The sequence below is a fragment of the Rhodothalassium salexigens DSM 2132 genome, assembly GCF_004341375.1.
In the GTDB taxonomy this organism is placed as follows: Bacteria; Pseudomonadota; Alphaproteobacteria; order Sphingomonadales; family Rhodothalassiaceae; genus Rhodothalassium; species Rhodothalassium salexigens.
In genome coordinates, this window is sequence record NZ_SLXO01000006.1 from 110,844 (window position 1) to 135,589 (window position 24,746).

Below are 24,746 nucleotides of genomic sequence, written 5' to 3' on the forward strand. Positions count from 1 at the left end.
AGTAAATAAAGATATTTGATCTGAAAATAATTAAAGGTAAAAGGAAATCGATGCAATCAAGGGTCCGGCCGTTTCCCCTCCCCCATACCCCCATTTGCCGCCACATCAATGGTCCCGGGCGGCAGGCCCTGAACCGCCCGCTGCCACATGGCGTCATAGGCCGCCTCCAGGTGGCGCACATAGCGCGGCGTGTCGAACAGGGGCGCGGTGGCCAAGGCCGACGCCAGCCGCGCCTTGAGCGCCTTGAGCGCCGCCCGGTCGCGGCCCAGGCGCACGGCGGTGGCCACATAAGCCTCGGCGTCGGCGGCGATCATCTCGTCGAGGCCGCACGCCGCCACCAGGCTGGCGCCGACCCGGGCGGGGAAATGCCTGCCCGGACAGGTCAGCACCGGCACTCCCATCCACAGCGCGTCGCTGGCCGTGGTGTGGGCGCCATAGGGCCAGGTGTCGAGCACCAGATCCGCCTGCGCCAGACGCGCCAGATGGGCGCCCTGGTCGACCGATGGGGCGAACACCAGCCGCCCCGGCGCCACCCCCGCAGCCGCCGCCGACCGGCGCAGATTGGCCGCCGCCTCGCCCTGCGGCGCATAAAGCCACAGCACCGCCGACGGCACGGCGCGCAGGATGCGCATCCACAGGGCGAACACCGGCGGGCGGATCTTGAACGGATTGTTGAAGCAGCAGAACACCGGCGCGGCGTGGGGCAGGCCCAGTTGGGCGCGCGTCGGGGCGGTATCGGCGGCCCGGCGCCGGCGGTCGTTGGGCTGATAGCTGTGCGGCAGCCGCACCACCGCCTCGTCATAGGCGCCTTCGTCGCCGGGTGGCACCACCCAGGCGTCGGCGATCAGATAATCGATGAAGTCGGCGCCCATGGTGCCCGGATAGCCCAGATAGTTCACCGCCAGCGGCGCCGGCCGGTGGGCGGCGATGCCGGGCCGGGCGTCGCGGGTATAGCCCTTGAGGTCGACCAGGATATCGACGCCGTCGCGGGCCAGCCGCTCGGCCGCCGCGCGGTCGTCGAGCCCGGCAAGGTCGACGAACCGGTCGACGCCCGCGGCCAGGCGCGCGCGCATCGCCCCGCCCGCCGCAGGCCCGTAGGAATAGCCGTGAACCGCGACCCGGGCCCGGTCGTGGGTCTCCAGCACCTCGGCCAGCAACCAGGCCGTGGCGTGGTCGTGAAAGTCGGCCGACAGATAGCCGATCACCAGCGGGCGCCGCCCCGCCTTGGCCATTGCCTTGGCCCGCGCCGGCGACGGGGCCGGCAGTGGATACGTCGGGCGATAGCGCGCGGCCATGGCGCGCGCCGCCTGGGCCTGGCGCGCGGGCGCCAGCCCCATGAGCAGGCCGGTAAAGGGCGCGATGCCGCCATCGGGCCGGTCGAGGGCGGCGGCGGCGCGCGCCTCCCAGGCGTCGAGACCGTCCCAGGCCGCAGCGGTCAGGTGCAAAAGCACCCATTCGTCGGCGGCGAGGCCGGCATGGGCGCCGGCGGCGGCGGCGCGCGCGCCCTCGCCCAGCGCCTCGGTCAGCCGGCCAGCGTCCTTGAGCGTGTAGATCAACTCGCGCCGCAGCCCCGGCAGCCCGCCGCCGCCGGCACCAAGTGCCCGGCGCAGCACCGCCTCGGCCTCGGCCAGCCGGCCGGTACGGCGATAGGCCTGGCCCAGATTGGCCGCCGCCTCGGCGCTGTCGGGCGCCAGCGCCAGCGCGCGTTCGGCCACCGGCACGGCGTCGGCCCAGCGCTGGCCGTGCAACAGCGCCGCCGCCAGGTTGCGCATCGCCTCGGCATGGTCGGGCACCACCGCCAGCGCCCGGCGATAGGCCGCCACCGCCGCGTCGATGCGGCCCAACCGGCGCAGCGACACGCCCCAATTGACCAACACCGGCGCCACCTCGCCGCGCAGGGCGAGCACGCGCTCGAACGCCGGCAAGGCACCGGCATGGTCGCCCTGGCGCTGGCGGCACATGGCCAGCACCAGCCAGGCGAGCGGATGGTCGGGCCAGGCGCGCGCCACCGCCTCGGCCTCGCCCGCCACGGCGGCCGGCGGCTCGGCCTCGAAACGCGCCGACAGCCGGTCGAGCGTCGCCTGCGGCGGCGCACCTTGTAACGGCGTCTCAGGCAAGGCAAGGCGGGCGCCCGGATCGGCGGGATCGGAAGACTTCGGCTCGGTCATGACGCCCTCATCCGCAAGCTCGGCGGCCATTTTGGCGTCCCTGCCGACCGCTTGCCAAGCCCCGTGACGGTGGGCGGGGCGCCGGCGACCCGGCCCCTCCGTCAAGCGACGGTGAATTCGCCGCTCAGCACCTCGACGCAGTGGCCGGCGATGTGCAGCCGGCCGTCGGGCGCCATCTCGACCACCAGTTCGCCGCCGCGCGCCGAGATCTGGCGTGCGGTCAGGCGGCCCTTGTCCAACCGCTCGGCCCAATAGGGCCCGGCAACGCAGAACGCCGAGCCGGTCACCGGGTCCTCGTCGACGCCGAGCGCCGGCGCGAAGTAGCGCAACACGAAGTCGCAATCGGCGCCCGGCGCGGTGGCGATGAAACCCCGGCCGTCGAACGCCCGCAGGGCGCGAAAGTCGGGTTCCAGGCCCGCCACCGCTCCGGCGTCGTCGAACACCAGCAGGTCGTCGCGCTCGCTCAACAGCGCATGGCGCGGCGCCGCGCCCAGGGCGGCGGCGACCCCCGGCCGCTCGCGCGCGGCGCGCGCCGGCCGGCGCGGAAAGTCGAGCGCCAGCGCGTCGCCCCGCCGAAACACCCGCAACGGCCCGGATCGACTGGCGAACACCACCTGGCCCGCACCGGCGCGCAGATGGCGAAAGATCACATAGCCCGCGGCCAGGGTGGCGTGGCCGCACAGGTCGACCTCCTGGGTCGGGGTGAACCAGCGCAGGTCATAGTCCACATCGGCGTCATTCTCGTTGGCGACGAAAAAGGCGGTCTCGGACAGATTGTTCTCGGCCGCGACCGCCTGCAGCGTGTCGTCGTCGAGCCAGGCGTTGAGCGGACAGACCGCCGCCGGGTTGCCGCCGAAGCGCCGGCGGGTGAACGCGTCGACCTGGATCAGCGGGATGCGCATGCGCGAAAGGCTCCTGGGTCGGGCGGCGGACGCGCCCGAAAAGGGGGGAAGAGGACGCCGGCTTGGGCTGCGCCGCTATGCCCCGGCCGAGGCCGTGTTGGCAAGGGCGGCGCGGGTCGCCTCGGTCCAGCCTTGAAGCACCACCGGCTCGCCCGGCGTCTCGGCCTCGATCTCGATCACCGGCCGCTTGATCAGGCTCGGGTGGCGGGCGACCAGGGCCAGCGCGCCGGACGCGTCTTCGGCCTCGGCGCGCTCAGCGGCATCCAGGCCGCGCCAGGTGATCGAGCGGCGGTTGACCAGCGCCCCGGCCCCCAACGCCCCGCCCCCCAACGCGTCGGCCCAGCGGGCCAGGCGCTCGGACGCCGGCGGCGTGGCGCGCAGGTCGACGAAGCGATGATCGAGGCCCGCGTCACCGAGCCAGCGCCGCGCCTTGGTACAGCTATCGCAGGTCTTGAGGCCGTAGACGACGATCATGACGGCGGCATCCTCTCCAGATCCAGTTCGCGGTGGGTCAGGTGCGGCAGTTCAAGGCCCGCCGGGTCCATATGGATCAGGATCTCGGCGCGCGGGAAGCGCTCGCCCACCGTCGCCTCGACCTCGGTGGCGATCATATGGGCATGGGCCAGCGACACGCGACCGTCGATTTCCACATGCATCTGGATGAATTGCTGCATGCCGGCATTGCGCGTCTTCAGGTCGTGCAGCCCCTGAACCTCGCCATTGCCCATCACCAGATTGAAGATCTGGTCGCGTTCGGCCTTGCTGAATTCCTTGTCCATCAGCACGTCGACCGCCGGCACCGCCACCCGCCAGGCGTGCCAGCCCAGATAGCCCGCCACCAGCAACCCGAACGCCCCGTCGGCCCAGGCCGGACCGCCCAGGCGATAGACCTCCATGGCGGCGATCACCGCCAGGTTGAGCGCCAGATCGCCGCGATAGTGCATCTGGTCGGCCGCGATGGCGATCGACCCGGTGCGCTTGACCGCCCAGTGCTGAAAACTGACCAGCAAGGCGGTCAGCACGATCGCCAGGATCGAGACATTGCGCGCCAGACCGGTATGGTCGAGCGCCACCGGATCGCCGATGCGCCGGATCGATTCGAACACGATGAAGGTCACCGACCCGGCCATGATCGCCGCTTGCAACAAGGCCGCCAGCGCCTCGGCCTTGCCATGGCCGAATCGGTGATTGTGGTCGGGCGGCATGATCGCCGTCTTGACCGCCAGGAAGGTCATGGCGCTGGCGGCCAGGTCGAGCGTGCTGTCGGCCAGCGAGCCGAACATGGCCACCGAGTCCGACATCACCCATGCCACCGCCTTGGCGACGATCAAGGTGATCGCCACGGTCATCGACGCGCGAACCGCCCATTTGCGCAGTTCGTTATCGGTTTCGATGTCTTTGCCCATGATCTACCCGCACGCACCACCGCGCATCCGCTCGCCCGGGGCCGCGTGGTCCCGGGCGCGGCACCACGCACGCGCGGCCCGAGCCCGCCCCGGCCACCGCCCAAGACGGTTCAGACGCGCTCCAACACCCCACAGCCCAGCCTCGGCCGGGCCAAACCGGTCGCTTAAGGAAACAGCAGGCCGAAGGTCCAGCGCTCGCCATCTCGGCTGTAGACCATCCGGTCATGCAACCGGTACTCTTGTCCCTGCCAGAACTCGAACCGATCGGGGATCACGCAATAGCCGGACCAATGGGGCGGTCGCGGCACCTCCTGGCCCTCGTAGCGCTTTTCCATGTCGGCGATGCGCTGTTCCAGCTCGACACGACCGCCGGGCAAGGGGTGCGACTGGTCCGACGCCCAGGCGCCGATCTGGCTGCCGCGCGGCCGGCTGGCGAAGTAGGCGTCGGCGTCGGCGGCGGGCACCGGCTCGACGCGGCCCTCGATGCGCACCTGGCGATAGGCGATCTTCCAGTAGAACAACAGCGACGCTTGCGGATTTTCGGTCAGATGATGCCCTTTATCGGAACGCAAATTGGTATAGAAGACGAATCCGCTCCGGTCCCAGCCCTTGAGCAGCACGGCCCGCGCGGCCGGCCGGCCCCGGGCGTCGGCCGTCGACAGGATCATCGCATTGGGGTCCGACGGCTCGCTGGCCTCGGCCTCGGCGAACCAGCGCTCGAAAGCGGTGAACGGATCGGTTGAAGCGTCCGGAACGAACGACATACACAGGCTCCATCTTGGTTGGGCTTTGACGCGGCAGAGCGGCCGACTATGTAGGTGACGGCAAACCGCCGGGAAAGCAACGCGACATGACGAAGAACCTCTATCAGATCCTGGGCGTGGACCGAAGCGCCAGCGAGGCCGAGATCAAATCGGCCTACCGCAAGCTGGCCAAGGAACTGCACCCCGACCGCAACCCGGGCGACCAGAAGATCGCCGACCGGTTCAAGGAGGTGTCGTCCGCCTATGCCATCCTCGGCGACAAGGAAAAGCGCCCCAAATACGACCGTGGCGAGATCGACGAACAGGGCCAGGAACGCGCCGCCGCCGGGTTCGGCGCGCGCAGTCGCGGACCTTATGGCGGTGCCGCGGGCTTCGGCGGCGCCGGCGCGCGCGGTTTCGGCGGCGACGACTTCCGCGGCTTTGCCGGCGGCACCTATGACGAGACCGTGGGCGGCGAGGATGTGGAAGACCTGTTCGCCGACCTGTTCGGCTTTTCGCGCGGCCGCACCCAGCAGAACCGGGCGAAACAACCGCAAAAGGGCGCCGACCAGACCTACCGGCTGAGCGTCAGCTTCAGCGACGCGGCGCGCGGCGGCACCAAGCGGGTGACCCTGACCACCGGGCGCACCCTCGACGTGCGCATCCCCGCCGGCGTCACCGACGGCCAGACCATCCGCCTGACCGGCCAGGGCCGCCCCGGCCGCGACGGCGGGCCGGCCGGCGACGCGCTGGTCCGCGTCGAAGTGGCCGAGCACCCCTATTTCACCCGCGACGACAAGGACGTTTATCTGGACCTGCCGATTCGCGTCGACGAAGCGGTGCGCGGCGCCAAGATCAAGGTGCCGACGCTCGACGGGCCGGTGACCATCACCGTGCCCAAGGGCTCGTCGAGCGGCCGCAAGCTGCGCCTCAAGGGCAAGGGCGTCGGCGGCGAGGGCGAGCGCGGCGACCAGTATGTGGTGCTCAAGATCGTCCTGCCGGACACCCCCGACCCGGCCTTGGAAGAGGCCATCGAGGACTGGGCCCGCCACCACAGCTACCCCGTTCGCGACCATCTGAAGCTGTGAGGCGGGGCGTATGACCGCCGTGCCGCCGCCCAGCGGGCCTTTGGCTCTGCCGCGCCGTGCCGCGCGTGCGACCGCGGCGGTGCTGAACGACGCCGCCCGGCACTATTTCGCCCATAATGGGCCCGTCTACGCCGCCAACATGGCGTTTCTCGGCATGTTGGCGCTGTTTCCGTTTTTGTTGTTCCTGGTTTCGCTGAGCGGCCTGTTCGGCCAGACCGAGACCGGCGCGCTGCTGGTCGAGATGCTGCTGGAGACGGTGCCCGACCGGGTCGCCGACACCTTGAGCGGCCCGATCGAGCGGATCATCGGCGGCGCCCGCACCGACCTGCTGACCGGCGGCGTGCTGGTCGCCTTGTGGACCGCCTCGGCCGGCGTCCATGCGGCGCGGGTCACCGTCTTGCGCGCGTTCGAGGCGCCGACCAGCACCCGGCGCGAAATCCGCCGCCGCATCGAGACCCTGGGCCTGGTGATCCTGCTGTCGATCACGGCCACCGGCGGCATCGCGCTTTATGTGCTGACCCCGGCGGCGATCGCGCTGGTCGAGAGCTATGCCGCGATCCCCAAGCCGGTATTCCGGTTCGCCGCGCTGACGCAATATCTGTTCAGCCCGGCGCTGCTGTTCGCCGTGCATTGGGTGTTCTACCGCATCTGCCTGCCCGGCTGGGCCAAGCGCGACCGTGCTGTGGCGCCGGGCGCGCTGTTCGCCGCGCTGGCCTGGCTGGCGATCGGCTGGGGGCTGTCCCTTTACCTGCGCAACCTTGGGCAGTATGACGCTACCTACGGCAGCCTGTCGGGCGCGGTGGTCACGCAGTTGTTCTTCCTGTTGGGATCGTCGGGCTTTATTTTCGGCGCCGAAATCAATGCTGCGGTGACCCGCCGACGCCGCGCCGCGCGCGCGGGGCGGACGGGTACGCGCGATGCGACAAGCCGAGGGATACAGAATGACGACGTCTTCAACGATGATGGCGGGCAAGCGCGGCCTGATCATGGGGCTGGCCAATGAGCGGTCGATGGCCTGGGGGATCGCCCGGGCGCTGGCCGACCATGGTGCCGACCTGGCCCTCACCTACCAGGGCGAAGCGATGGAAAAGCGCGTCCGCCCGCTGGCCGAGAAGCTCGGCTCGACCCTGATGACCCCGTGCGACGTGAGTGACCCCGCCTCGCTCGACGCCGCGTTCGACACCATCGCCGAGCAATGGGGCCAGCTCGACTTCCTGGTCCACGCCATCGGCTTTTCCGACAAGAACGAACTGCGCGGGCGCTATGTGGACACCAGCCGCGAGAACTTCCTCAACACCATGGATATCTCGTGCTACTCGTTCACCGCGGCGGCGCGCCGGGCCGAGAAGCTGATGGGCGACGGCGGCTCGATGCTGACGCTGAGCTACTATGGCGCCGAAAAGGTCATGCCGCACTACAACGTCATGGGCGTCGCCAAGGCCGCGCTCGAAGCCAGCGTGCAGTACATGGCCGCCGACCTCGGGCCGCGCAACGTCCGCGTCAACGCGATCTCGGCCGGCCCGGTGAAAACCCTGGCCGCCTCAGGCATCGGCGACTTCCGCCTGATCCTCAAGTGGAACGAGTTCAACAGCCCGCTGCGCCGCAACATCACCATCGACGATGTGGGCCGCGCCGCCCTGTTCCTGCTGTCCGACCTGGGCTCGGGCGTGACCGGCGAGTGCCTGCACGTGGACGGCGGCTATCACGTGGTCGGCATGAAGGCGCACGACGCGCCCGATATCGCCACCCAGGTCTGACCCGTCGGGCCACCGGCGCGGACGGTGCCTGACCGCGCCCGCGCCGGTGGCCCCTGCCCTCCCGCTTCTCCCCTCCCCTTGCCGCGAGCGCGTGCCCCATGTCCCACAACAGCTTCGGTCACCTTTTGCGCATGACCACCTGGGGCGAAAGCCACGGGCCGGCGCTTGGCTGTGTGGTCGACGGGGTGCCGCCGCGCCTGGCGCTGTCGGAAGAGCATATCCAGCCCTATCTGGACGCCCGCCGGCCCGGCCAGTCGCGGTTCACCACCCAGCGCCGCGAGCCCGACCGGGTGCGCATCCTGTCGGGCGTCTATGAGGGCCTGACCACCGGCACGCCGGTGCAGTTGCTGATCGAGAACACCGACCAGCGCAGCAAGGACTATGCCGCCATCGCCGAGACCTACCGCCCCGGCCATGCCGACCTGACCTATGACGCCAAATACGGCCTGCGCGACCCGCGCGGCGGCGGCCGGTCGTCGGCGCGCGAGACGGCGGCACGGGTCGCCGCCGGCGCGGTGGCGCGCGCGGTGCTCGGCGACCGGGTGACGATCCGCGCCGGGGTCGTCGAACTGGGCGGCATCGCCATCGATCCCGCGCGGCTCGACTGGGCGGCCACCGGCGACAATCCGTTCTTCAGCCCCGACCCCGGCGTGGTCGACGCCTGGGCCGGGGCGGTCGACGCCGCGCGCGAACGCGGCGACAGCCTCGGCGCCATCGTCCAGGTGGAAGCCTCGGGCGTGGCACCGGGTTGGGGCGCGCCGCTCTACGCCAAGCTCGACGCCGAGCTAGCCTCGGCGATGATGTCGATCAACGCGGTCAAGGGGGTCGAGATCGGCACCGGGTTCGAAGCCGCGCGCCTGACCGGCATCGAGAACGCCGACGAGATGGACCCCGGCCCCGACGGCCGGCCGCGCTTCCGTTCCAACCATGCCGGCGGCATCTTGGGCGGCATCGCCACCGGCGCCGACGTGGTGGTGCGTTTCGCGGTCAAGCCGACCAGTTCGATCACCACGCCGCGCGCCAGCGTCACCCGCTCAGGCACCGCGACCGAGGTGGTCACCCGCGGCCGCCACGACCCCTGTGTGGGCATCCGCGCGGTGCCGGTGGGCGAGGCCATGATGGCGCTGGTGCTGGCCGATCAGATGCTGTTGCACCGCGCCCAGTGCGGCGACGGCTGACCGCCGCCAACGCCCCGAACTGCACCGACCTGGCCCGACCTGCGCCACCCCCAGCGCCCGGAACCACGCCGATCCGAGCCCGCCCGATCCGGCGGCCGTCATGGCGCGCGCAAACGCAGCCATCTCCGCCGGCGCGCCGTGCTGGCGGCCAAGACCCGCGCCCCCGGACCGTGCCGGGAGCCGGTACAACCGGCCGCCTCGACCACCGGGGCTTGCATCGCGCCCCGGCAGACCATACTTGGCGACAACGCGAACAAGGAGGTGTGCCATGGCCGAAACCGTCACCGTCGACCCGACCGCGAGCAAGGACCAGACCTACAGCGACCTGGCCCGCCAGATCGCCGCCGTGGTCGAGGGCGAACCCGACCGCACCGCCCGCATGGCGACCGTCACCTCGATCCTGGCGACCGCGTTCGAGCATTTCTTCTGGACCGGCTTCTACCTGGTCGACCCGACCAAGGGCGACGAACTGGTGGTCGGCCCCTATCAGGGCACGCTCGGCTGCCTGCGCATCCCGTTCGGCAAGGGCGTGTGCGGCACCGCCGCCCAGACCGGCCAGACCCAGATCGTCGGCGACGTACACGCCTTTCCCGGCCACATCGCCTGCGACGCGCGCTCCAATTCCGAAATCGTCGTGCCGGTGCGCGACGCCCAGGGCCGCTTGATCGCCGTGCTCGACGTGGATTCGAGCGATTACAACAGTTTCGACGAGACCGACGCGCGCGGGCTGGAAGCGATCCTGGCGCAAACCTTCGCCCAACCGGCCTCAATCCCGCAGCCTTGAGCGCCCGCGTCCGCCCATCCAAACCAAGGAGATCGCCGCATGATGTATCTGCACACCATGGTCCGCGTGGCCGACCTCGACCGGTCGCTGCGTTTCTATTGCGACCTGCTCGGGCTGCAGGAGGTGCGCCGCACCGAGTCGGAGCAAGGCCGCTTCACCCTGGTCTATCTGCGCGCGCCCGAAGACCTGGACAATCCCCAGCCCCAGCCCGAGATCGAGCTGACCTACAACTGGGACCCCGAAACGTATGACGGCGGCCGGAATTTCGGCCATCTGGCGTTCCAGGTCGACGATATCTACGCCGCCTGCCAGAAACTCATGGACGCGGGCGTGACCATCAACCGCCCGCCGCACGACGGCCACATGGCGTTCGTCCGCTCGCCCGACGCCATCTCCATCGAGCTGTTGCAGAAGGGCGCGCCGCTGCCGCCCCGGGAACCCTGGGCGTCGATGGAAAAAACCGGCAGCTGGTAAAACCGCGCGCCGCCACTGGGGCGATACCGTCGGCAACCGTGCAGGGCCGGCCGGACGCAGCGAAGGCGTCCGGGCCGCGCGCCGGCGGTTGCCGAGTCGCCGGCTCAAATCACCGTTTTCCCGCCGTTCTCCGCCACCGAGCGACCCGGCAGCGGCCGCGATAGGGGGGCAAATGACGGCGCCACCACGGCGATGGGGGCTGTCCGTCCCCTGGACCCTGGCACTCCAATTCAACGCTTGCGCCGCCCCCGCTTTCGCCGCACCCTTGAACAGACAAGGGGGTTTGCCGGAGGGTCGATCATGCGCAACCGCCGTCGAAAGCTGGATTACGAGCGACTGTGCCGCGTCTACCAGCGCACCTTCGCCGCACCGCCGCCCGAACATCTGTTTGACACCGCCGAGACGGGGGTGCGGGCGATGACGTTCGCGATCTTCACCGGCACCGCCCTGACCGAAGACGACACCGCCCGCGGAGACGAGTAAGACCGGCCGTCGGGGGCGGGCCGATCTGTCGGCGGGCCGCGGCTCAGGCGGCTTGACGCATATCGAAGGCAGCGCGCACGGCGTCGAACGGCAACAACACCGCGCCGTGGCGGGCCGGAAACGCCGCCACCGGCGCAAAAACCCCAAGCCCCGACCAATCCTGGCCCACACCGTCGCGCCAGTCGGCCGCCTCCAGGGTCGCCGCTTCGCCCGCCAGCATGGCGCGCAGCGAGCGCTCCACCGGTGCCAGCGTGTCCGCCCTCTGCCCGGTCAGCCGCGCCAGGGCATAGGCGGCGCTGGCCTGACCCAGGGCGCACGCCTTGACCGCCATGCCCACCTCGGCGATCCGGCCGGCGGCGTCGAAGCGCAGATCGAGCGTCAGCCGGCTGCCGCACGGGCGCCCGGTGCGCGCCACGGTCACGTCGGGCGCGTCGAGACGCCGGTCGTCCAGGCTCGCCGCCAGGCGCAGCACGTCGCGGGTGTAGAGCGTGTCGTCCATGGCCGACACATAGGCGGCGCGGCGGCCGCTGTGAAGCCCGCGTTGGACCGATCCATCGGCCCGGCGTGTGCGTAAACCTCTCTGGACAGTCGCAGGGCCGTTCGGCCCCAAGCCTTTTTCCCATCATCCGAGGACCACCGATGGAGTCTATCGCCCCCGACCGCGACCGGCCGTGCGCCGACCTGGCCGCCACCGAGACGCCCGAGATCGCCCGCCCAACCCGTGCCGAGGCCGAGAGCGCCGTGCGGACCCTGTTGTTATGGGCCGGCGACAATCCCGACCGCGAGGGCCTGCTCGACACGCCGCGCCGAGTGGTCAAGGCGTATGAGGAATATTTCTGCGGCTATGACGAGGACCCGGCGGACCATCTGCGCCGCACCTTCGAGGAAGTGGCCGGCTATGACGACATGGTGTTGGTGCGCGGTATCGCCTTCGACAGCCATTGCGAACACCATCTGGCACCGATCCAGGGCTTGGCCCATGTGGCCTATGTGCCGTCGGGCCGGATCGTCGGCCTGTCCAAGCTGGCCCGTGTGGTCGAACTCTATGCCCGGCGTCTCCAGGTGCAGGAAAAGCTGACCGCGCAAGTGGCCGACGCACTGGAAGACAGCCTCGCCCCGTTGGGCGTCGCGGTGCAGGTGGAAGCCACCCATGGCTGCATGAGCTGTCGCGGCGTGCGCAAGGTGGGTGCCGACACGGTGACCACGGTGATGCGCGGCCTGTTCCGCACCGACGCGCGGCTCGAACGGCGCTTCCTTGATGCCGCGTCCCAAACCGGCCGGGGGCGCTGACACAAGGCCCGGTTGGCTAACCGGCGCTGCGACCGCCAGCAGCGCCGAACCGCGCCAGCACCGCCTCGGCAACCTGGTGTGCCAGCCGGGTCTGACCAGCGGCATCCAACCCCGGCTCGCCGATCAAGGCCGGCAGCGACGACCGGTAGTCGAGCATGCCGATAAACAGCGTCACCGCCGCGTCCCGGTCGTCCAACCGCAAATCGCCCCGCGCCTCCAGCCGTTGGAGAAAGTCCCGCACCAGGGCGGTGAACTCCTCGCGGGCCTGAAGATAGGCGTCGAGGATCTGGGGAAACCGGCGCCCCTCCATGATGATCGTGCGCCACAGCGCCAACACGTCATCCCGGGTGCCGATCTGCATCACCCGCAGCGCGAACGCCGCGACCGCCGCCAGCGCCGGCGCCTCGTCATCGATCGAGGCCGACAGGTCGTCGGTCAATTCCTCGGCCTTGGCGACCACCACCGACGCATAAAGCGCCGCCTTGCTGTCGAAATGCTTGTAGAGCGTGCGCAATGACACATCGGCCTGCTTGGTCACCTCGGCCACCGATACCCGGTCGTAGCTGTTGGCCAGAAACAAGCGGGTCGCCGCTTTGGTGATGCGCTGCCGGCTGTCCGCCGCCTTGGCTGCCTGATAGTCCGCCAGAGTCATATGCTGCCCCCCTACCCGCCCGGGCCGACACAATCGATACCGACCAGGCCGTCGCGCTTTAGTAGAATTAACCGTCTACCAAGACTTGACACAAGCAAAATTCCGCTCAATGGTACAGGAAATAATATACCATAGGTCTCTGCGGACGGCATTGCGCCCACCAGCCCGAGACACGACAGGCGGCACGGCGACCGCCCGGCCCTGGGTCTAGCAGACCTTCAGACCCCCGGGCCGGGCGGTCGAACCGACACCGCGGAGGATCGACCATGGCGCTTCGCCGTGCCTACCCCCGGCCCCATCGGCACCGGCTTTGGCTGCTGCCGTTTGCGGTATCGTTCAGCGCCGCCCTGGGTCTGGCCCAGTGCCAGACCATGCCGTCGGCGATCGGCTGTGGCGACGACACCGCCGCCGTCCCGGCCGCCGGGCCCGACCGCCCCGGCACACCGGTGTGCGACGCGGCGCGCCCGGCCGACGACTACTCGACCCAGTCGAGCCCCATATCGCGATAATGGTCGCGCTTGTCGGCCCAGTCGGGGGTCACGCGCACGTGCAGGAACAGGTGCACCGGGCGCTCCAGCAACGCGCCAAGATCGGCGCGCGCCGCCTCGCCCAGCGCCTTGAGCGTGCGCCCGCCCTTGCCGATGACGATGCCCTTGTGGGTGTCGCGGGTCACGTGGATCACCTGCTCGATGCGCACCGAGCCGTCGGCCCGGTCCTGCCAGTCTTCGGTCTCCACGGTGACCGCATAGGGCAGTTCCTGGTGCAGGCGCAGATAGACCTTCTCGCGGGTGATCTCGGCGGCCAGCAGACGCTGGGTCACGTCGGTGACCTGGTCTTCGGGATAGTGCCACGGGCCTTCGGGCGCACGGCCCGCCAGATGGTGCTTGAGATCCTCGACGCCGTCGCCGGTCAGCGCCGAAATCATGAACACCGCGTCGATCAGACCGGTATCGAACAGGCGCTGCGACAGAGCCAGCAGGCTGTCGCGGCGGATGCGGTCGATCTTGTTGAGCGCCAGGACGACGCGCCGATCGGTTTCCGCCAACCGGTCGAGGATCGCCTGCACCTCGTCGGTGAGGCCGGCCGCCGCGTCGACCAGCAGCACCACCATGTCGGCGTCGCCGGCGCCTTCCCAGGCCGCGCTGACCATGGCACGGTCGAGCCGGCGCTTGGGCCGGAAGATCCCCGGCGTGTCGAGGAACACCAGTTGCGCCGCACCGTCGAGCGCGATGCCGGTGATCCGGGTGCGCGTGGTCTGCACCTTGTGGGTGACGATCGCCACCTTCTGGCCCACCAACTGGTTGAGCAGCGTCGACTTGCCGGCATTGGGCGCGCCGATCAGGGCGACGAAGCCGCAGCGGGTTGGGGTCGTCATGATCCGATCTCCGCGCTGCCACCGCCCAGACCGAGCGCCGACAACAGGTTGTGCGCCGCCGCTTGTTCGGCCTGGCGCTTGGATGTGGCTTCGGCCTCGGCCGGCTCTTCCTCGCCCACCGACACCCGGACCCGGAAGCGCGGCGCGTGGTCAGGGCCGGTGCGGCCGATCACCTGATAGACCGGCAGCGCCAGACGGCGTTTCTGCGCCCATTCCTGCAAGGCGGTCTTGGCGTCCTTGTCGACGCTCGGCCCCTCGGCCAGGCGCGGGCCCAGCGTGCGCTCGACGAACGCCTTGGCGGGCGCTAAGCCGCCGTCCAGGAATATCGCGCCGATCACCGCCTCGCACACATCCTCCAGCACCGCCGGCTGCTCGCGCGCGCCCTCGGTCTCGGCACCGGATTCCAACTGGATCAGCGGCTGCAAGCCCGAGGTGCGCGCCACCTCGGCCAGGCTTTCCTTGCGCACCAGGGCGGCATAGCGGCGGTTGAGCACCCCTTCGGGCACGTCGGGAAACGCCGAATAGACCATCTCGGCCACGCACAGGCCGAGCACCCGGTCGCCCAGAAACTCCAGCCGTTGATAGCTCGGCCGGCCGGCCAGGCTCGGATGGGTCAGCGCCGCCTCGGCCAGCGCCCGATCCGCGAACCCATGGCCGACGATGGCCGACAGTGCCTCGACAGCGTCGCGCCTGTTCATGGCCCTCATAACTCCTTCCACCATCGATCCGGCCGAAAGGCCCGCTCGTCGCGCTGACCCCACAGCCGCCACACCGGTGCAGCCTGCGGGGGGCGCGAATAGAGCACGCGGTCGACCCGACCCAAGACCCGATCCAACGGCACATAGCCCGCCCCCACCGACAAGGGATGGCGGCTGTCCTTCGACCGGTCGCGATTGTCACCGAGAACGAACAAGTGACCGGCGGGCACCTGAAAGGCCCGGGTCGTCTCATCCGATCCATCCTTCTGCACGTCCAACACCTGATAGGCAACCCCGTTGGGCAATGCCTCGCGCCACCGGTCGACCCGGCATTGACCGTCCGACACCGCCACGCCTTCGGGGCACAGACCCGACGACGCGGGCCAGACCAGCGCCGGCAGCGCGGTGCGCGCCACCGGCCGGCCGTCGATCAACACCCGGCCCCGGTCGAGCCGCACGGTCTCGCCGGGCAGGCCAATGACCCGCTTGACGAAGGTATCGCCGCCGCCGCGCAGCAGGCGAAACGCGATCAGGTCGCCGCGCGCCACCGGCCGGGCGAACAGCCGGCCGTCGACCGGCACCAGCCCCGCCGGCAGCGAATAGCGATTGTAGCCATAGGCGTATTTGGTCACCCACAGCCGGTCGCCGGGCAGCAGCGTCGGCAGCATGGAACGCCCGGTCAGCGCCACCGGTTCGACCAGCAGGCTGCGGATCAGCAGCGCCAGCACCAGCACGACAGCGGCGAACGCCACCACCGGCCGCGCCTCGCGCCACAGCCGGGCGCCCGGCCGGCCGGCGGCGGCGCTCATGACCGACGCCCCGCCCGGCGGACGTCCGGCCGACCGCGCCCCGTGCTCACGCGCTCCGTGCTCACGCGCCGACCCCTGCGGGCATCAGCGCCTCGGGCGTGGCGGTGATCAGCACGATCGCCTGAGCCCAGGGGTCGTCATCGGTGATGGTCAGGCTGATCTGCGCGACATGGCCCGCCGGCGTCATCGCCGCCAGCCGCGCCGCCGCGCCGCCGGTCAGCGCCATGGTCGGCTGGCCGGTGGCCAGATTGACCACGCCCATGTCGCGCCAGAACACGCCGTGCCTGAGACCGGTGCCAAGCGCCTTGGCGCACGCCTCCTTGGCGGCGAAGCGCTTGGCGTAGCTGGCCGCACGGGCGGCGCGCCGTTCCGACTTGGCGATCTCGATATCGGTATAGACGCGGCGGATAAAACGCTCGCCGAAGCGGTCGAGCGACGCCTGGATGCGGCGAATGTCGATCATGTCGTTGCCGAGCCCGAGCACGTGCATCGACGGTCCTTTCTACTGTTACTTTATGGGCTGGAAGGCGGCCACCCGGCCTCAGGCGCGCCGGGCAACGCCGCCGCGCGCCGCGACCATGGCCTGGCGCATCTGCCCGATCGCCTGGTCGAGCCCCACATAAATCGCCTCGCCGACCAGGAAATGGCCGATATTGAGCTCGCGCACCTGCGGCAGGGCCGCCACCGGCGCCACATTGGCGAGCGTCAGGCCATGGCCGGCATGGATTTCGAGCCCCAGTTCGGCGCCCACCTCGGCCGCATCGGTCAGCCGCTTGAGTTCGGCCGTTTGCGCCGCGCCGCTGGCGTCGGCATAGGCGCCGGTGTGCAACTCCACCACCGGCGCGCCGATCTCGCGCGCGGCCGCCAGATGCGCCTCGTCGGGGTCGACGAACAGGCTGACCCGCACGCCGGCCTCGCCCAGCCGGGCGACGAACGGACGCAGCGCCTCGCGCTGGCCGGCCACGTCGAGCCCGCCCTCGGTGGTCACCTCCTGGCGCCGCTCGGGCACGATGCAGCAGGCGTGCGGGCGGTGGCTCAGGGCGATCGCCAGCATCTCGTCGGTGGCCGCCATCTCCAGGTTGAGCGGCAGCGCCACCTCCCGGGCCAGGCGCGCGATGTCATGGTCGGAGATGTGGCGCCGGTCTTCGCGCAGGTGCGCGGTGATGCCGTCGGCGCCGGCCGCCGCTGCCAGCCGCGCGGCGCGCACCGGGTCGGGGTGCACGCCGCCGCGCGCGTTGCGAATGGTCGCCACATGGTCGATGTTCACCCCCAGGCGCAGGGTCATGGCTCAACTCTCCTCGTCATCGGTGTCGTCTGCGACCCCGTTTGCGGTGTCGCCCGTTTGCGGTGTCGTCGCCACCGCCCCTGCCGGGCCGGTTTTGCGGGCGCCGGCGGGTCAGTGTCCGGCCGGGCGCAGGCGCCGACCGCGCGCCTTGGCGGCCCGGTCGAGCCGGGCGCGGCGGCGGTCCTGATAGCGGCGCACGAGGCCGCGGCTGCTCCAATAGGTAAGCGCGAACACGGCCACCGCATAGGGCAATCCGCCGACCGCCATGGGCCAGATCACATCGGGCACCAGCCGCCCGGGCGCGGCGACGATGGCCTGGAACGACAGGCTGGCGATCACCGCGTCGTCGACGCTGCCGGACCCGCGCTCGCCGACCACCGCGATGCCGGTGTTATAGATCGCCAGCCAGATGAACGGAAACGTCCACGGATTGCCGATCACGGTGCCGAGCCAAGCGGCGATCCAATTGCCGCGCATGGGCAGCGACAACAGCCAGGCGCCGAGCAGATGGAAGCCCAGGAACGGCGTGAACGAGATCGCCGCCCCCGACGCCAGGCCCGCAGCGATGGCGTGCGGGCTCGCCGGCAGGCGCGCCAGCCGGTGCCACAGATACTGCCCGGCCCGGCGCCAGCCGCGCCGCGGCCACAGCCAGTCGCGAATGCGTTCGATGCGTTTTGGCGCCCGCCGGCGCTTGAACAACATGACCTGACGACCCGTCTTCACCGCCTTAGCCCCCGGGACCATGGGCTTGGCCCAACCCTGGACCGACCCTAGCCCCCCGGGGGCACTTCGCCCCATTATCGCGGGCGTCGGGCGGTTAGGCCAGCCCCCGGCTGCCGGGTTTGACCGCCGGGATCGCCGCCAGCGCCTCGGGCACCGCGTCCGCGTCGTAGACCGGCGCGTCGATGGTCGCCAAGGCGACCAGATCGACGCCCAGCGCCGCGCGCCCGCCCGACCGGTCGATCAAGCAGGCCGCCGCCACCGGCTGCCCGCCCATCGCGGCGATGCAGTCCAGGCATTCGCGCGACGACAGGCCGGTGGTGACCACGTCTTCGACCATAAGAACACGCGCGCCTTTGGGAATCGTAAAGCCGCGTCGCAGCACCAGCCGCCCCTCGACCCGCTCGGCGAAGATCGCCGGCACCCCCAATTGGCGGCCCATCTCATAGCCGACCACCACGCCGCCCATGGCGGGCGACACCACCATGTCTACGACCATGTCCTTATCACGCAGTTTTTTGGCCAAAGCGTGACACAACAGCGCCGCGGTCTCGGGCTCGGCCATGACCCGCGCGCATTGCAGATAGACCGGGCTGTGCTTGCCCGACGACAGCAGGAAATGACCTTCGAGCAGCGCGTCATGGCGCCGGAAATGATCGAGAACGGTTTCGGTATCCACGCAACCAGGCTCCAACAGACAGGGGGGGGGAGAGACAGCCCGGCGCGGCCAGCCGGGTCCGGCCGGCGACGCAGCGGCCGATGCCTAGCCGCGCAACCGCTCGGCCGAGCTGATCACCCGGTTGGCGCGCAGGGCCGAAATGATCGAATGCAGGTGTCGCACGTCGCTGACTTCCACGTCCAGCATGATGGTGAAGAAGTCGGGCGCCCGGTCGGTGATCTTGAGGTTGGAGATATTGCCCTCGTGGCGCGCGCACATATTGGCGACCGCTGCCAGCACGCCGGACTCGTTCAACACCACCAGCTTGAGCCGGCCGGTGAAGAAGCCCAGGCTGTCGCTGCCATTGGTCCACGCCACGTCGACCCAGCGTTCGGGCACATCGTTGAACGCTTCGAGCGCCTCGCAATCGATGGTGTGGACGAGCACGCCCTGGCCCGGGCTCAACACGCCGACGATGCGGTCGCCGGGCAGCGGGTGGCAGCATTCCGACAGGTGCACCGCCATGCCCGGCGTCAGCCCCTTGATCGGGATCGCGCCGTCGCCGGCCAGGCCCTTGCGCTGCCAGTCGATGCGCCGGGCGGTCGGCGGGCGCCGGTCGGAGCTCAACTGGATCGACGGAAAGGCGGCGCGGATCGCCTCGGCTTCGGTCTTGTCGCCCCGGCCGACGGCCACATAAAGATCGGTCGGACCGGCGAGCCCGAGCGCCTTGGCCGCGGTTTCGACCGCGTCGGCGGCCAGGTCGACGCCCTCGACCTCGCACAGCCGGGTCAACAGCGTGCGGCCCAGTTGGGCATATTCGCTCTGCTCGCGCTGGCGCACGAACCGCCGGATCGCCGAGCGCGCCTTGGCGGTGATCGCGAAGGTCTCCCAGCGCGGCGACGGCGTCTGGTCGTCCTGGGTCAAGATCTCGATCTGGTCGCCGGTGGCGATGCGCTGGTGCAGCGGCACCATACGACCATTGACCTTGGCGCCGACGCAGCGATTGCCGACCTCGGTGTGCACGGCATAGGCGAAGTCGATCATCGACGAGCCCTTGGGCATGGTGATCAACTCGCCCTTGGGCGTGAACGAGAACACGGTGTCCTGGAACATGGCGATCTTGGTGTGTTCCAGAAATTCCTCGGGGCTCGACGCGTTCTCCAGAATGTCCAGCAGGTCGCGCAGCCAGCGATAGCGCTCGGAATCGGCCAAGGGCGCGTGGTCGTTGCTCTGCTTGTAGCTCCAGTGCGCGGCGACGCCATGTTCGGCGACCGCGTGCATCTCGCGGCTGCGGATCTGGATCTCGATGCGCATGCGCTGCGGCCCGATCACCGTGGTATGCAGCGAGCGATAGCCGTTGCGCTTGGGCGTCGAGATATAGTCCTTGAACCGCCCCGGCACCATCGGCCAGCGGGCGTGGACGATCCCCAGCGCCTGATAGCATTGGGGGATATCGTCGACCACCAGCCGGAACGCCATCACGTCCGACATGGACTCGAACGGCACATGGCGCTCCTGCATCTTCTTCCAGATGCCGAACGGGCGCTTCTCGCGGCCGGAAATCTCCGCCTGCAACCCGTAGGTGCTGACCGTCTTGCGCAATTCCTCGATGATCCGGCCGATCAGGTCGCCGCCCTGCTCGCGCAGATAGGCCAGCCGGGTGGTGATCGATTCAAAGCCCTCGGGCTCCAGCTGCGCGAACGCCAGTTCCTCCAACTCGTCCTTCATCCAGCGCAAGCCGACCCGTTCGGCGAGCGGCGCATAGATGTCGAGCGTCTCGCGGGCGATCCGGCGGCGCTTTTCGGGCTTCTTGATGTAGTGCAGGGTGCGCATGTTGTGCAGCCGGTCGGCCAGCTTGACCAGCAGCACCCGGATGTCGTTGGACATGGCCAGCACGAACTTGCGGAAATTCTCCGCCTGGCGCTGGCTTTCGGTCTGCATCTCGATGCGCGACAGCTTGGTAACGCCGTCGACCAGTTCGGCGATCTTCGACCCGAACAGGCCCTCGATCTCGTCGATGGTCGACACCGTGTCCTCGACCACATCGTGCAGCAGCGCGGTGACGATGGTGTCGCTGTCCAGCTTCATCTTGGTGAGGATGCCGGCGACTTCGAGCGGATGCGAGAAATACGGGTCGCCGCTGGCGCGCACCTGGCTGCCGTGCGCCTTCATGGAAAACACATAGGCCCGGTTGAGCTGGGCTTCGTTCAGCTCGGGGTCATAAGCCTTGACCCGCTCGACAAGTTCATACTGGCGTATCACGGCGGTGCCGACGGACCTTCAAAAAAACCACAAACTATCCCTGAGTATTGACCCGCCGGCCGCCCGCGACAAGGCCCGGCGTCCCCAAGGTCGAAACGACGAATGCCGGCCGCATGGCGACGACCGGCACAGACGTGACGACGAGGCAGACGCTCAGGGGCCGGCGGAATCGAGGCGGAACACCGCCTTTTCCGGCCGGGCGCCCCACTCAAGGGCGGCCATCCCGGGCGTCATCGGCGCGGCGACACCCCTGGATGCACTTTCTACCCCAAGCACGCTCCCTGGCACCCCTGGGCACCCCAGACGCCCCTAGGCACTCATCGGTGCAAGGGGCCCCAGGTGCACGGGTCCAGGCGCGCGGGTTCCGCCCCAAGGAGCGGCAGCGCGGCGGTCAGCCCTGCTTGCCGAGTTCGGCCTTGAGCCGTTCGGCCATGTCGTCTTCTTCCGGCTCGTCCACTTCCACGTGGCGCTGCATGCCGGTGACGATGGATTCCCGAAGCACCTCGGGCGACACCGTCCCCTCGGCGATCTCGCGCAAAGCAACCACCGGGTTCTTGTCATTGTCGCGATCCACCGTCAGCGGCGCGCCGGCAGACACCTGCCGGGCACGGTGCGCGGCTTCGAGCACCAGTTCGAACCGGTTGGGAACCTTGTCGACACAATCTTCCGTGGTCACGCGGGCCATGGGCGTCCTTCGGGTTTTGTCAGGGGATCAAGCGTCCATCATAGAACGGCGCGCGGGCGCTGTAAAGCGCGAAGCCGCCGACGCCCCCCGGCCGCGCCCGGCCGGATCGGCATCAAGGCCCTGGCGGGGCGGTATCGGGCACGGCGATCATGCCGCGCCCTGCCCCGGCGTCGCGGCGATCCGCCGGCACGGCTGGTCGGGTGCGGCGAACCCGGGTAGAGCCTCGGCTGTCGCCCCCCAGACCGGGTGGCGCCAGTCGGGGGCGATCTCGGCCAGGGGCGCGAGCACGAACCGGCGCAGATGGGCGCGCGGGTGCGGCACGCACGGACCCACCGCCTCGGTGGGCGCCGGGCTCTGGTCGGGCGTCGCGGCCAGCCGCTGCCACTGTGCCCGGTCCGGCAGCACCCGATGGCCATGGGCGATCAGGTCCAGATCCAGCAAGCGTGCCTCCCAACGGACCGCGCGGGTCCGCCCGAAGCCGCGCTCCACCTCGTGCAGCGCCGCCAACACCCGATCGGGAGCCAAACCGGTGCGAAGCGCGATCACCGCATTGCGAAACGGCGGCTGGTCGCTGGGCGGTACCGGCGCGCTCTCGTACAGCGACGACTGGCCGACCAGGTCGAAGCCGTTCCGTCCCGCCAGGGTTGCAACCGCCGCCGCCAGCGTGTCCGCCGCCGATCCGTGCGCCGATGGCAGATTGGCGCCCAGTGCGACAAAGGCCACAGCCTCATCATTCTGATAACTGTGTGAAACCGGAAAGACTTGCCAGGCCGGGGGCAAACGCTTACCTGGAAGGGCAGATGTCGGGGGGGTCTCCGCATCCATATGACAACTCACTAAAAAACGAGCATTTTTCAGATGTACTTTTATCCCAACGAGCGCACGGCGCTGTTCATCGACGGAGCCAACCTCTACGCGACGGCGCGGTCGCTACAGGTCGAAATCGATTACAAACGGCTGCGCCAGCATTTCGCCGACCGGTCGCAGTTGGTTCGTGCCTTCTATTACACCGCGATCATCGAAGACCAGGAATATTCGCCGCTGCGCCCGCTGATCGACTGGCTGGACTATAACGGCTTCACGTTGGTCACCAAGCCGGTCAAGGAATATACCGACGACCAGGGCCGGCGGAAGGTCAAGGGTAACATGGACATCGAGATCGCGGTGGACATGTTGAACATCGCCAGCGCGCTCGACCATATCATCCTGTTTTCGGGCGACGGCGATTTCCGCCGCCTGGTCGAGGCGGTGCAGCGCAAGGGCGTGCGGGTCACCGTGGTGTCGTCCAACTCGACCCAGCCGAGCATGATCGCCGACGACCTGCGCCGCCAGGCCGACCAGTTCATCGACCTGGAAGAACTGCGCGATAAGGTGTCGCGTCAGCGCAGCGGCCAGCAAGCGCGCCGCGCCCAGGTCGACGACAGCGACGAAGACGACGACTACGACTATTATGACGACGACTATGAGGGCGAGACGGTCTGAGCGGCCGTCTTCGCTGATCCTTCCCGGTCGTCCGCGTCGATGCCGCCACCGCCCCCGCCCCGCTCGGCCGCCGCTGCCGAAGCGCCGCTCGACTGCGCGCTGTGCCCGCGTCTGGTGGCGTTCCGCACGGCCAACCAGGCCGCGCACCCCGACTTCTTCAACGCCCCGGTGCCGAGTTTCGGGCCCGAGACGGCACGGCTGTTGGTGGTCGGCCTGGCGCCGGGGCTGAAGGGCGCCAACCGCACCGGCCGGCCGTTCACCGGCGACTATGCCGGTGCCACGCTCTATCCCGCCCTGGTGCGCGCCGGCCTGGCCCACGGCACCTTCGACGCCCGCCCCGACGACGGCTTGGTGCTCGACGACGCCATGGTCACCAACGCGGTGCGCTGCGTGCCGCCCGAAAACAAGCCGATCGGCCAGGAAACCAACGCCTGCCGACCGTTCCTGGCGGCACGTATCGCCGCCCTGCCCCGGCTGCGGGTGATCCTGGCCCTGGGCCGCATCGCCCATGACAACACGCTGCGCGCCTTGGGCCAGCGGCTCAAGGACCACCCCTTCGGCCACGGGGCCGAGCATGATCTGGGCGGCTGCGTCCTGGTCGATAGCTACCACTGCTCGCGCTACAATGTGAATACCGGCCGGCTGACCGAGACGATGTTCCAGACCGTGGTCGACCGGGCCAAAGCCCTACTGGCCTGAGCGCGCCGCCTCGGCCTCGTCCAGCGGCGCCGGCGCGGTGCCGGGGGTGGCCCCGGCCGGCCTTGGCGCGACCCAGCCGATTTCGTCGAGGAACGCCTGCACGTCCGCCGCGCTGCGGGCCGGGATCTCGATCATCGGCAGATGGCCGACCCGCTCGTAGATCGCCAGCCGGCTGTCGGCCAGCCGCGCGTGCCACAGGTGCGCCAGCGACACCGGGATGAACTGGTCCTGCGCGCCCCACTGGATCAATGTCGGCATGGTCAGCCGATCGGCGTCCACCGCCGGCGGCAGGGCGCCGCCGAAGCGCGCCAAGGTCGCCCGGCGCGTGCCGGCCATGCGGATCATGTCATAGTAGCGCGTCACCCGCTCGGGCGTCATCACCGCGGGGTCGACCACCGCCGATTCCAGGCCGTCGCGGATCAGGAACTTGGGCGTCAGCCGGGTGATCAGGTGGCGCACCCCGGGCAAGGTGACCAGGCGATAGATCAACGCCGGGTCGTCGCCGCCCTCCTGGCTGTCCAGATAAGCCTGGGTATAGAGCCCCGAAGCGTCCACCAGCAGAAGGCCCGCCACCCGCTCGGGGAATTGTGCGGCGAACGCCGCCGCCACCGCGCCGCCGCGCGAATTGCCGCCGATCACCGCGCGCTCGACGCCGAGGCGGTCGAGCACCGCGGCGACGAAATCGACCGCGCCGGCGCGGCTATAGTCGCCCGCCGGCGTCGCCCCGGTCAGGCCGTGGGCGGGCAGGTCCAGGGTAATCAGCCGGATGCCGTCGAGATGGTCGGACCAGGGCTGCCAGGTAAACAGATTGGCGTTGCTGCCGTGCAGCAGCACCACCGGCGGCGCGGCTGCCGCGCCCTGCACGCGCACATGGGCCACGCCCGCCTCGCCCAGGTCCAGAAACCGCGACCCCGGCGCCGCATACCGCGCGACCGCCGCCTCGCGGCTCAGGCTCGGCGTGTAGAGAACCGCCGTCGCCACCGCCAGCAGCACCAACGCCGCCAGCAGTCCATAGCCGATGATGCGCGCCACCGCCTTGATCACGCCCGCCCTCCTTAGTCTTAGTCGCAACAAATCGTCTCGCGGGGACTATGCGACCGGCCCCGGCTTGGGGCAAGGTCGGGGCGAGCGTCCGGCCCGCTGCCGAT

29 protein-coding genes are annotated in these 24,746 nt (G+C 69.8%); 11 read left to right on the forward strand and 18 right to left on the reverse strand.

Annotated features, from left to right (window positions below):
• Nucleotides 1-56: 56 nt before the first annotated feature.
• From EV659_RS09225 to pdxH, 5 genes are all read right to left on the reverse strand, one after another.
• Complete coding sequence (locus EV659_RS09225) at nucleotides 57-2,168, reverse strand: O-linked N-acetylglucosamine transferase, SPINDLY family protein (RefSeq protein ID WP_165878810.1); 2,112 nt, start codon at nucleotides 2,166-2,168, stop codon at nucleotides 57-59.
• 101 nt (nucleotides 2,169-2,269) lie between these two features.
• The gene (locus tag EV659_RS09230) at nucleotides 2,270-3,070 is read right to left on the reverse strand and encodes a PhzF family phenazine biosynthesis protein (protein ID WP_132708591.1); all 801 of its coding nucleotides are present in this window, start codon (nucleotides 3,068-3,070) and stop codon (nucleotides 2,270-2,272) included.
• A 75-nt stretch (nucleotides 3,071-3,145) separates the two neighbouring features.
• A complete protein-coding gene (locus EV659_RS09235) occupies nucleotides 3,146-3,544 on the reverse strand; it encodes an ArsC/Spx/MgsR family protein (protein ID WP_207894071.1) in 399 nt (132 codons plus the stop codon).
• Nucleotides 3,541-4,476, reverse strand: a complete 936-nt coding sequence (locus EV659_RS09240) for a cation diffusion facilitator family transporter (protein ID WP_132708592.1) — start codon at nucleotides 4,474-4,476, stop codon at nucleotides 3,541-3,543. Before EV659_RS09240 ends, EV659_RS09235 begins: the two co-directional genes overlap by 4 nt.
• A 164-nt stretch (nucleotides 4,477-4,640) precedes the next feature.
• Nucleotides 4,641-5,240 carry a pyridoxamine 5'-phosphate oxidase gene (gene pdxH, locus EV659_RS09245; RefSeq protein ID WP_132708593.1) on the reverse strand — a complete coding sequence of 200 codons (600 nt, stop codon included), beginning with the start codon at nucleotides 5,238-5,240 and terminating at the stop codon, nucleotides 4,641-4,643.
• An 86-nt stretch (nucleotides 5,241-5,326) separates the two neighbouring features.
• Between pdxH and EV659_RS09250 the strand changes: the two genes are divergently transcribed.
• The 7 genes from EV659_RS09250 to EV659_RS09280 all read left to right on the forward strand — a co-directional run bounded on the left by EV659_RS09250 (nucleotide 5,327) and on the right by EV659_RS09280 (nucleotide 10,983).
• A complete protein-coding gene (locus tag EV659_RS09250; RefSeq protein WP_132708594.1) occupies nucleotides 5,327-6,307 on the forward strand; it encodes a DnaJ C-terminal domain-containing protein in 981 nt (326 codons plus the stop codon).
• Between the two features lie 10 nt (nucleotides 6,308-6,317).
• Nucleotides 6,318-7,310 (forward strand): YihY/virulence factor BrkB family protein, encoded by a 993-nt coding sequence (locus tag EV659_RS09255; RefSeq protein ID WP_132708595.1) that lies wholly within the window; start codon nucleotides 6,318-6,320, stop codon nucleotides 7,308-7,310.
• On the forward strand, nucleotides 7,249-8,064 hold the full coding sequence (gene fabI, locus EV659_RS09260) for an enoyl-ACP reductase FabI (RefSeq protein ID WP_132708596.1): 816 nt from the start codon (nucleotides 7,249-7,251) through the stop codon (nucleotides 8,062-8,064). The genes EV659_RS09255 and fabI overlap by 62 nt, the downstream gene beginning before the upstream one ends.
• 98 nt (nucleotides 8,065-8,162) lie before the next feature.
• A complete protein-coding gene (gene aroC, locus EV659_RS09265) occupies nucleotides 8,163-9,242 on the forward strand; it encodes a chorismate synthase (RefSeq protein WP_132708597.1) in 1,080 nt (359 codons plus the stop codon).
• Nucleotides 9,243-9,510: 268 nt separating this feature from the next.
• Nucleotides 9,511-10,026: a GAF domain-containing protein gene (locus tag EV659_RS09270; RefSeq protein ID WP_132708598.1), complete on the forward strand. Its 516-nt coding sequence runs from the start codon at nucleotides 9,511-9,513 to the stop codon at nucleotides 10,024-10,026.
• A gap of 39 nt (nucleotides 10,027-10,065) precedes the next feature.
• Nucleotides 10,066-10,500 (forward strand): VOC family protein, encoded by a 435-nt coding sequence (locus EV659_RS09275; protein WP_132708599.1) that lies wholly within the window; start codon nucleotides 10,066-10,068, stop codon nucleotides 10,498-10,500.
• 300 nt (nucleotides 10,501-10,800) lie between these two features.
• Complete coding sequence (locus EV659_RS09280; protein ID WP_132708600.1) at nucleotides 10,801-10,983, forward strand: hypothetical protein; 183 nt, start codon at nucleotides 10,801-10,803, stop codon at nucleotides 10,981-10,983.
• A gap of 43 nt (nucleotides 10,984-11,026) precedes the next feature.
• Here EV659_RS09280 and EV659_RS09285 read toward each other — a convergent pair whose 3' ends face one another.
• A complete protein-coding gene (locus EV659_RS09285; protein ID WP_132708601.1) occupies nucleotides 11,027-11,482 on the reverse strand; it encodes an iron-sulfur cluster assembly scaffold protein in 456 nt (151 codons plus the stop codon).
• 140 nt (nucleotides 11,483-11,622) lie between these two features.
• On the opposite strand from EV659_RS09285, the gene folE reads away from it, so the two are divergent.
• Nucleotides 11,623-12,273 (forward strand): GTP cyclohydrolase I FolE, encoded by a 651-nt coding sequence (folE, locus tag EV659_RS09290; protein ID WP_132708602.1) that lies wholly within the window; start codon nucleotides 11,623-11,625, stop codon nucleotides 12,271-12,273.
• Between the two features lie 16 nt (nucleotides 12,274-12,289).
• On the opposite strand, the gene EV659_RS09295 is transcribed toward folE, so the two are convergent.
• Nucleotides 12,290-12,925: a TetR/AcrR family transcriptional regulator gene (locus tag EV659_RS09295; protein ID WP_132708603.1), complete on the reverse strand. Its 636-nt coding sequence runs from the start codon at nucleotides 12,923-12,925 to the stop codon at nucleotides 12,290-12,292.
• A gap of 266 nt (nucleotides 12,926-13,191) precedes the next feature.
• Between EV659_RS09295 and EV659_RS09300 the strand changes: the two genes are divergently transcribed.
• The gene (locus EV659_RS09300) at nucleotides 13,192-13,434 is read left to right on the forward strand and encodes a hypothetical protein (protein WP_132708604.1); all 243 of its coding nucleotides are present in this window, start codon (nucleotides 13,192-13,194) and stop codon (nucleotides 13,432-13,434) included.
• On the opposite strand, the gene era is transcribed toward EV659_RS09300, so the two are convergent.
• The 10 genes from era to folK all read right to left on the reverse strand — a co-directional run bounded on the left by era (nucleotide 13,401) and on the right by folK (nucleotide 22,140).
• Complete coding sequence (gene era, locus EV659_RS09305; RefSeq protein ID WP_132708605.1) at nucleotides 13,401-14,300, reverse strand: GTPase Era; 900 nt, start codon at nucleotides 14,298-14,300, stop codon at nucleotides 13,401-13,403. The two genes, EV659_RS09300 and era, sit on opposite strands and share 34 nt — an antisense overlap.
• On the reverse strand, nucleotides 14,297-14,998 hold the full coding sequence (rnc, locus tag EV659_RS09310; RefSeq protein ID WP_200287919.1) for a ribonuclease III: 702 nt from the start codon (nucleotides 14,996-14,998) through the stop codon (nucleotides 14,297-14,299). The genes era and rnc overlap by 4 nt, the downstream gene beginning before the upstream one ends.
• A 5-nt stretch (nucleotides 14,999-15,003) precedes the next feature.
• Entirely contained in the window at nucleotides 15,004-15,807 is an 804-nt protein-coding gene (lepB, locus tag EV659_RS09315; protein ID WP_132708607.1) for a signal peptidase I, read from the reverse strand.
• Between the two features lie 61 nt (nucleotides 15,808-15,868).
• Nucleotides 15,869-16,297, reverse strand: coding sequence for a holo-ACP synthase (gene acpS, locus EV659_RS09320; RefSeq protein ID WP_132708608.1), 429 nt, complete (start codon nucleotides 16,295-16,297; stop codon nucleotides 15,869-15,871).
• 51 nt (nucleotides 16,298-16,348) lie between these two features.
• Nucleotides 16,349-17,092, reverse strand: coding sequence for a pyridoxine 5'-phosphate synthase (locus EV659_RS09325; protein WP_132708609.1), 744 nt, complete (start codon nucleotides 17,090-17,092; stop codon nucleotides 16,349-16,351).
• Nucleotides 17,093-17,203: 111 nt separating this feature from the next.
• The gene (locus EV659_RS09330; protein WP_165878811.1) at nucleotides 17,204-17,794 is read right to left on the reverse strand and encodes a DUF2062 domain-containing protein; all 591 of its coding nucleotides are present in this window, start codon (nucleotides 17,792-17,794) and stop codon (nucleotides 17,204-17,206) included.
• Nucleotides 17,795-17,909: 115 nt separating this feature from the next.
• On the reverse strand, nucleotides 17,910-18,491 hold the full coding sequence (gene pyrE / locus EV659_RS09335) for an orotate phosphoribosyltransferase (protein WP_132708611.1): 582 nt from the start codon (nucleotides 18,489-18,491) through the stop codon (nucleotides 17,910-17,912).
• Nucleotides 18,492-18,575: 84 nt separating this feature from the next.
• Entirely contained in the window at nucleotides 18,576-20,732 is a 2,157-nt protein-coding gene (locus tag EV659_RS09340) for a RelA/SpoT family protein (RefSeq protein ID WP_132708612.1), read from the reverse strand.
• Nucleotides 20,733-21,123: 391 nt separating this feature from the next.
• Nucleotides 21,124-21,417: a DNA-directed RNA polymerase subunit omega gene (gene rpoZ / locus EV659_RS09345; RefSeq protein WP_132708613.1), complete on the reverse strand. Its 294-nt coding sequence runs from the start codon at nucleotides 21,415-21,417 to the stop codon at nucleotides 21,124-21,126.
• A 147-nt stretch (nucleotides 21,418-21,564) separates the two neighbouring features.
• Entirely contained in the window at nucleotides 21,565-22,140 is a 576-nt protein-coding gene (folK, locus tag EV659_RS09350) for a 2-amino-4-hydroxy-6-hydroxymethyldihydropteridine diphosphokinase (protein ID WP_165878812.1), read from the reverse strand.
• A gap of 135 nt (nucleotides 22,141-22,275) precedes the next feature.
• On the opposite strand from folK, the gene EV659_RS09355 reads away from it, so the two are divergent.
• Nucleotides 22,276-22,899, forward strand: coding sequence for a LabA-like NYN domain-containing protein (locus EV659_RS09355; RefSeq protein WP_132708615.1), 624 nt, complete (start codon nucleotides 22,276-22,278; stop codon nucleotides 22,897-22,899).
• A 39-nt stretch (nucleotides 22,900-22,938) separates the two neighbouring features.
• Nucleotides 22,939-23,598: a uracil-DNA glycosylase gene (locus EV659_RS09360; protein ID WP_132708616.1), complete on the forward strand. Its 660-nt coding sequence runs from the start codon at nucleotides 22,939-22,941 to the stop codon at nucleotides 23,596-23,598.
• Here the strand turns inward: EV659_RS09360 and EV659_RS09365 are convergent.
• A complete protein-coding gene (locus EV659_RS09365) occupies nucleotides 23,587-24,642 on the reverse strand; it encodes an alpha/beta fold hydrolase (RefSeq protein ID WP_165878813.1) in 1,056 nt (351 codons plus the stop codon). The two genes, EV659_RS09360 and EV659_RS09365, sit on opposite strands and share 12 nt — an antisense overlap.
• Nucleotides 24,643-24,746 lie beyond the last annotated feature (104 nt).

What these genes read in the sequence shown, in the direction of transcription:
- EV659_RS09225 (WP_165878810.1), bottom strand. Translation starts at nt 2,168, where the DNA reads ATGACCGAGCCGAAGTCTTCCGATCCCGCCGATCCGGGCGCCCGCCTT.
- EV659_RS09230 (WP_132708591.1), bottom strand. Translation starts at nt 3,070, where the DNA reads ATGCGCATCCCGCTGATCCAGGTCGACGCGTTCACCCGCCGGCGCTTC.
- EV659_RS09235 (WP_207894071.1), bottom strand. Translation starts at nt 3,544, where the DNA reads ATGATCGTCGTCTACGGCCTCAAGACCTGCGATAGCTGTACCAAGGCG.
- EV659_RS09240 (WP_132708592.1), bottom strand. Translation starts at nt 4,476, where the DNA reads ATGGGCAAAGACATCGAAACCGATAACGAACTGCGCAAATGGGCGGTT.
- pdxH (WP_132708593.1), bottom strand. Translation starts at nt 5,240, where the DNA reads ATGTCGTTCGTTCCGGACGCTTCAACCGATCCGTTCACCGCTTTCGAG.
- EV659_RS09250 (WP_132708594.1), top strand. Translation starts at nt 5,327, where the DNA reads ATGACGAAGAACCTCTATCAGATCCTGGGCGTGGACCGAAGCGCCAGC.
- EV659_RS09255 (WP_132708595.1), top strand. Translation starts at nt 6,318, where the DNA reads ATGACCGCCGTGCCGCCGCCCAGCGGGCCTTTGGCTCTGCCGCGCCGT.
- fabI (WP_132708596.1), top strand. Translation starts at nt 7,249, where the DNA reads ATGACGACGTCTTCAACGATGATGGCGGGCAAGCGCGGCCTGATCATG.
- aroC (WP_132708597.1), top strand. Translation starts at nt 8,163, where the DNA reads ATGTCCCACAACAGCTTCGGTCACCTTTTGCGCATGACCACCTGGGGC.
- EV659_RS09270 (WP_132708598.1), top strand. Translation starts at nt 9,511, where the DNA reads ATGGCCGAAACCGTCACCGTCGACCCGACCGCGAGCAAGGACCAGACC.
- EV659_RS09275 (WP_132708599.1), top strand. Translation starts at nt 10,066, where the DNA reads ATGATGTATCTGCACACCATGGTCCGCGTGGCCGACCTCGACCGGTCG.
- EV659_RS09280 (WP_132708600.1), top strand. Translation starts at nt 10,801, where the DNA reads ATGCGCAACCGCCGTCGAAAGCTGGATTACGAGCGACTGTGCCGCGTC.
- EV659_RS09285 (WP_132708601.1), bottom strand. Translation starts at nt 11,482, where the DNA reads ATGGACGACACGCTCTACACCCGCGACGTGCTGCGCCTGGCGGCGAGC.
- folE (WP_132708602.1), top strand. Translation starts at nt 11,623, where the DNA reads ATGGAGTCTATCGCCCCCGACCGCGACCGGCCGTGCGCCGACCTGGCC.
- EV659_RS09295 (WP_132708603.1), bottom strand. Translation starts at nt 12,925, where the DNA reads ATGACTCTGGCGGACTATCAGGCAGCCAAGGCGGCGGACAGCCGGCAG.
- EV659_RS09300 (WP_132708604.1), top strand. Translation starts at nt 13,192, where the DNA reads ATGGCGCTTCGCCGTGCCTACCCCCGGCCCCATCGGCACCGGCTTTGG.
- era (WP_132708605.1), bottom strand. Translation starts at nt 14,300, where the DNA reads ATGACGACCCCAACCCGCTGCGGCTTCGTCGCCCTGATCGGCGCGCCC.
- rnc (WP_200287919.1), bottom strand. Translation starts at nt 14,998, where the DNA reads ATGAACAGGCGCGACGCTGTCGAGGCACTGTCGGCCATCGTCGGCCAT.
- lepB (WP_132708607.1), bottom strand. Translation starts at nt 15,807, where the DNA reads ATGAGCGCCGCCGCCGGCCGGCCGGGCGCCCGGCTGTGGCGCGAGGCG.
- acpS (WP_132708608.1), bottom strand. Translation starts at nt 16,297, where the DNA reads ATGCACGTGCTCGGGCTCGGCAACGACATGATCGACATTCGCCGCATC.
- EV659_RS09325 (WP_132708609.1), bottom strand. Translation starts at nt 17,092, where the DNA reads ATGACCCTGCGCCTGGGGGTGAACATCGACCATGTGGCGACCATTCGC.
- EV659_RS09330 (WP_165878811.1), bottom strand. Translation starts at nt 17,794, where the DNA reads ATGTTGTTCAAGCGCCGGCGGGCGCCAAAACGCATCGAACGCATTCGC.
- rpoZ (WP_132708613.1), bottom strand. Translation starts at nt 21,417, where the DNA reads ATGGCCCGCGTGACCACGGAAGATTGTGTCGACAAGGTTCCCAACCGG.
- EV659_RS09355 (WP_132708615.1), top strand. Translation starts at nt 22,276, where the DNA reads ATGTACTTTTATCCCAACGAGCGCACGGCGCTGTTCATCGACGGAGCC.
- EV659_RS09360 (WP_132708616.1), top strand. Translation starts at nt 22,939, where the DNA reads ATGCCGCCACCGCCCCCGCCCCGCTCGGCCGCCGCTGCCGAAGCGCCG.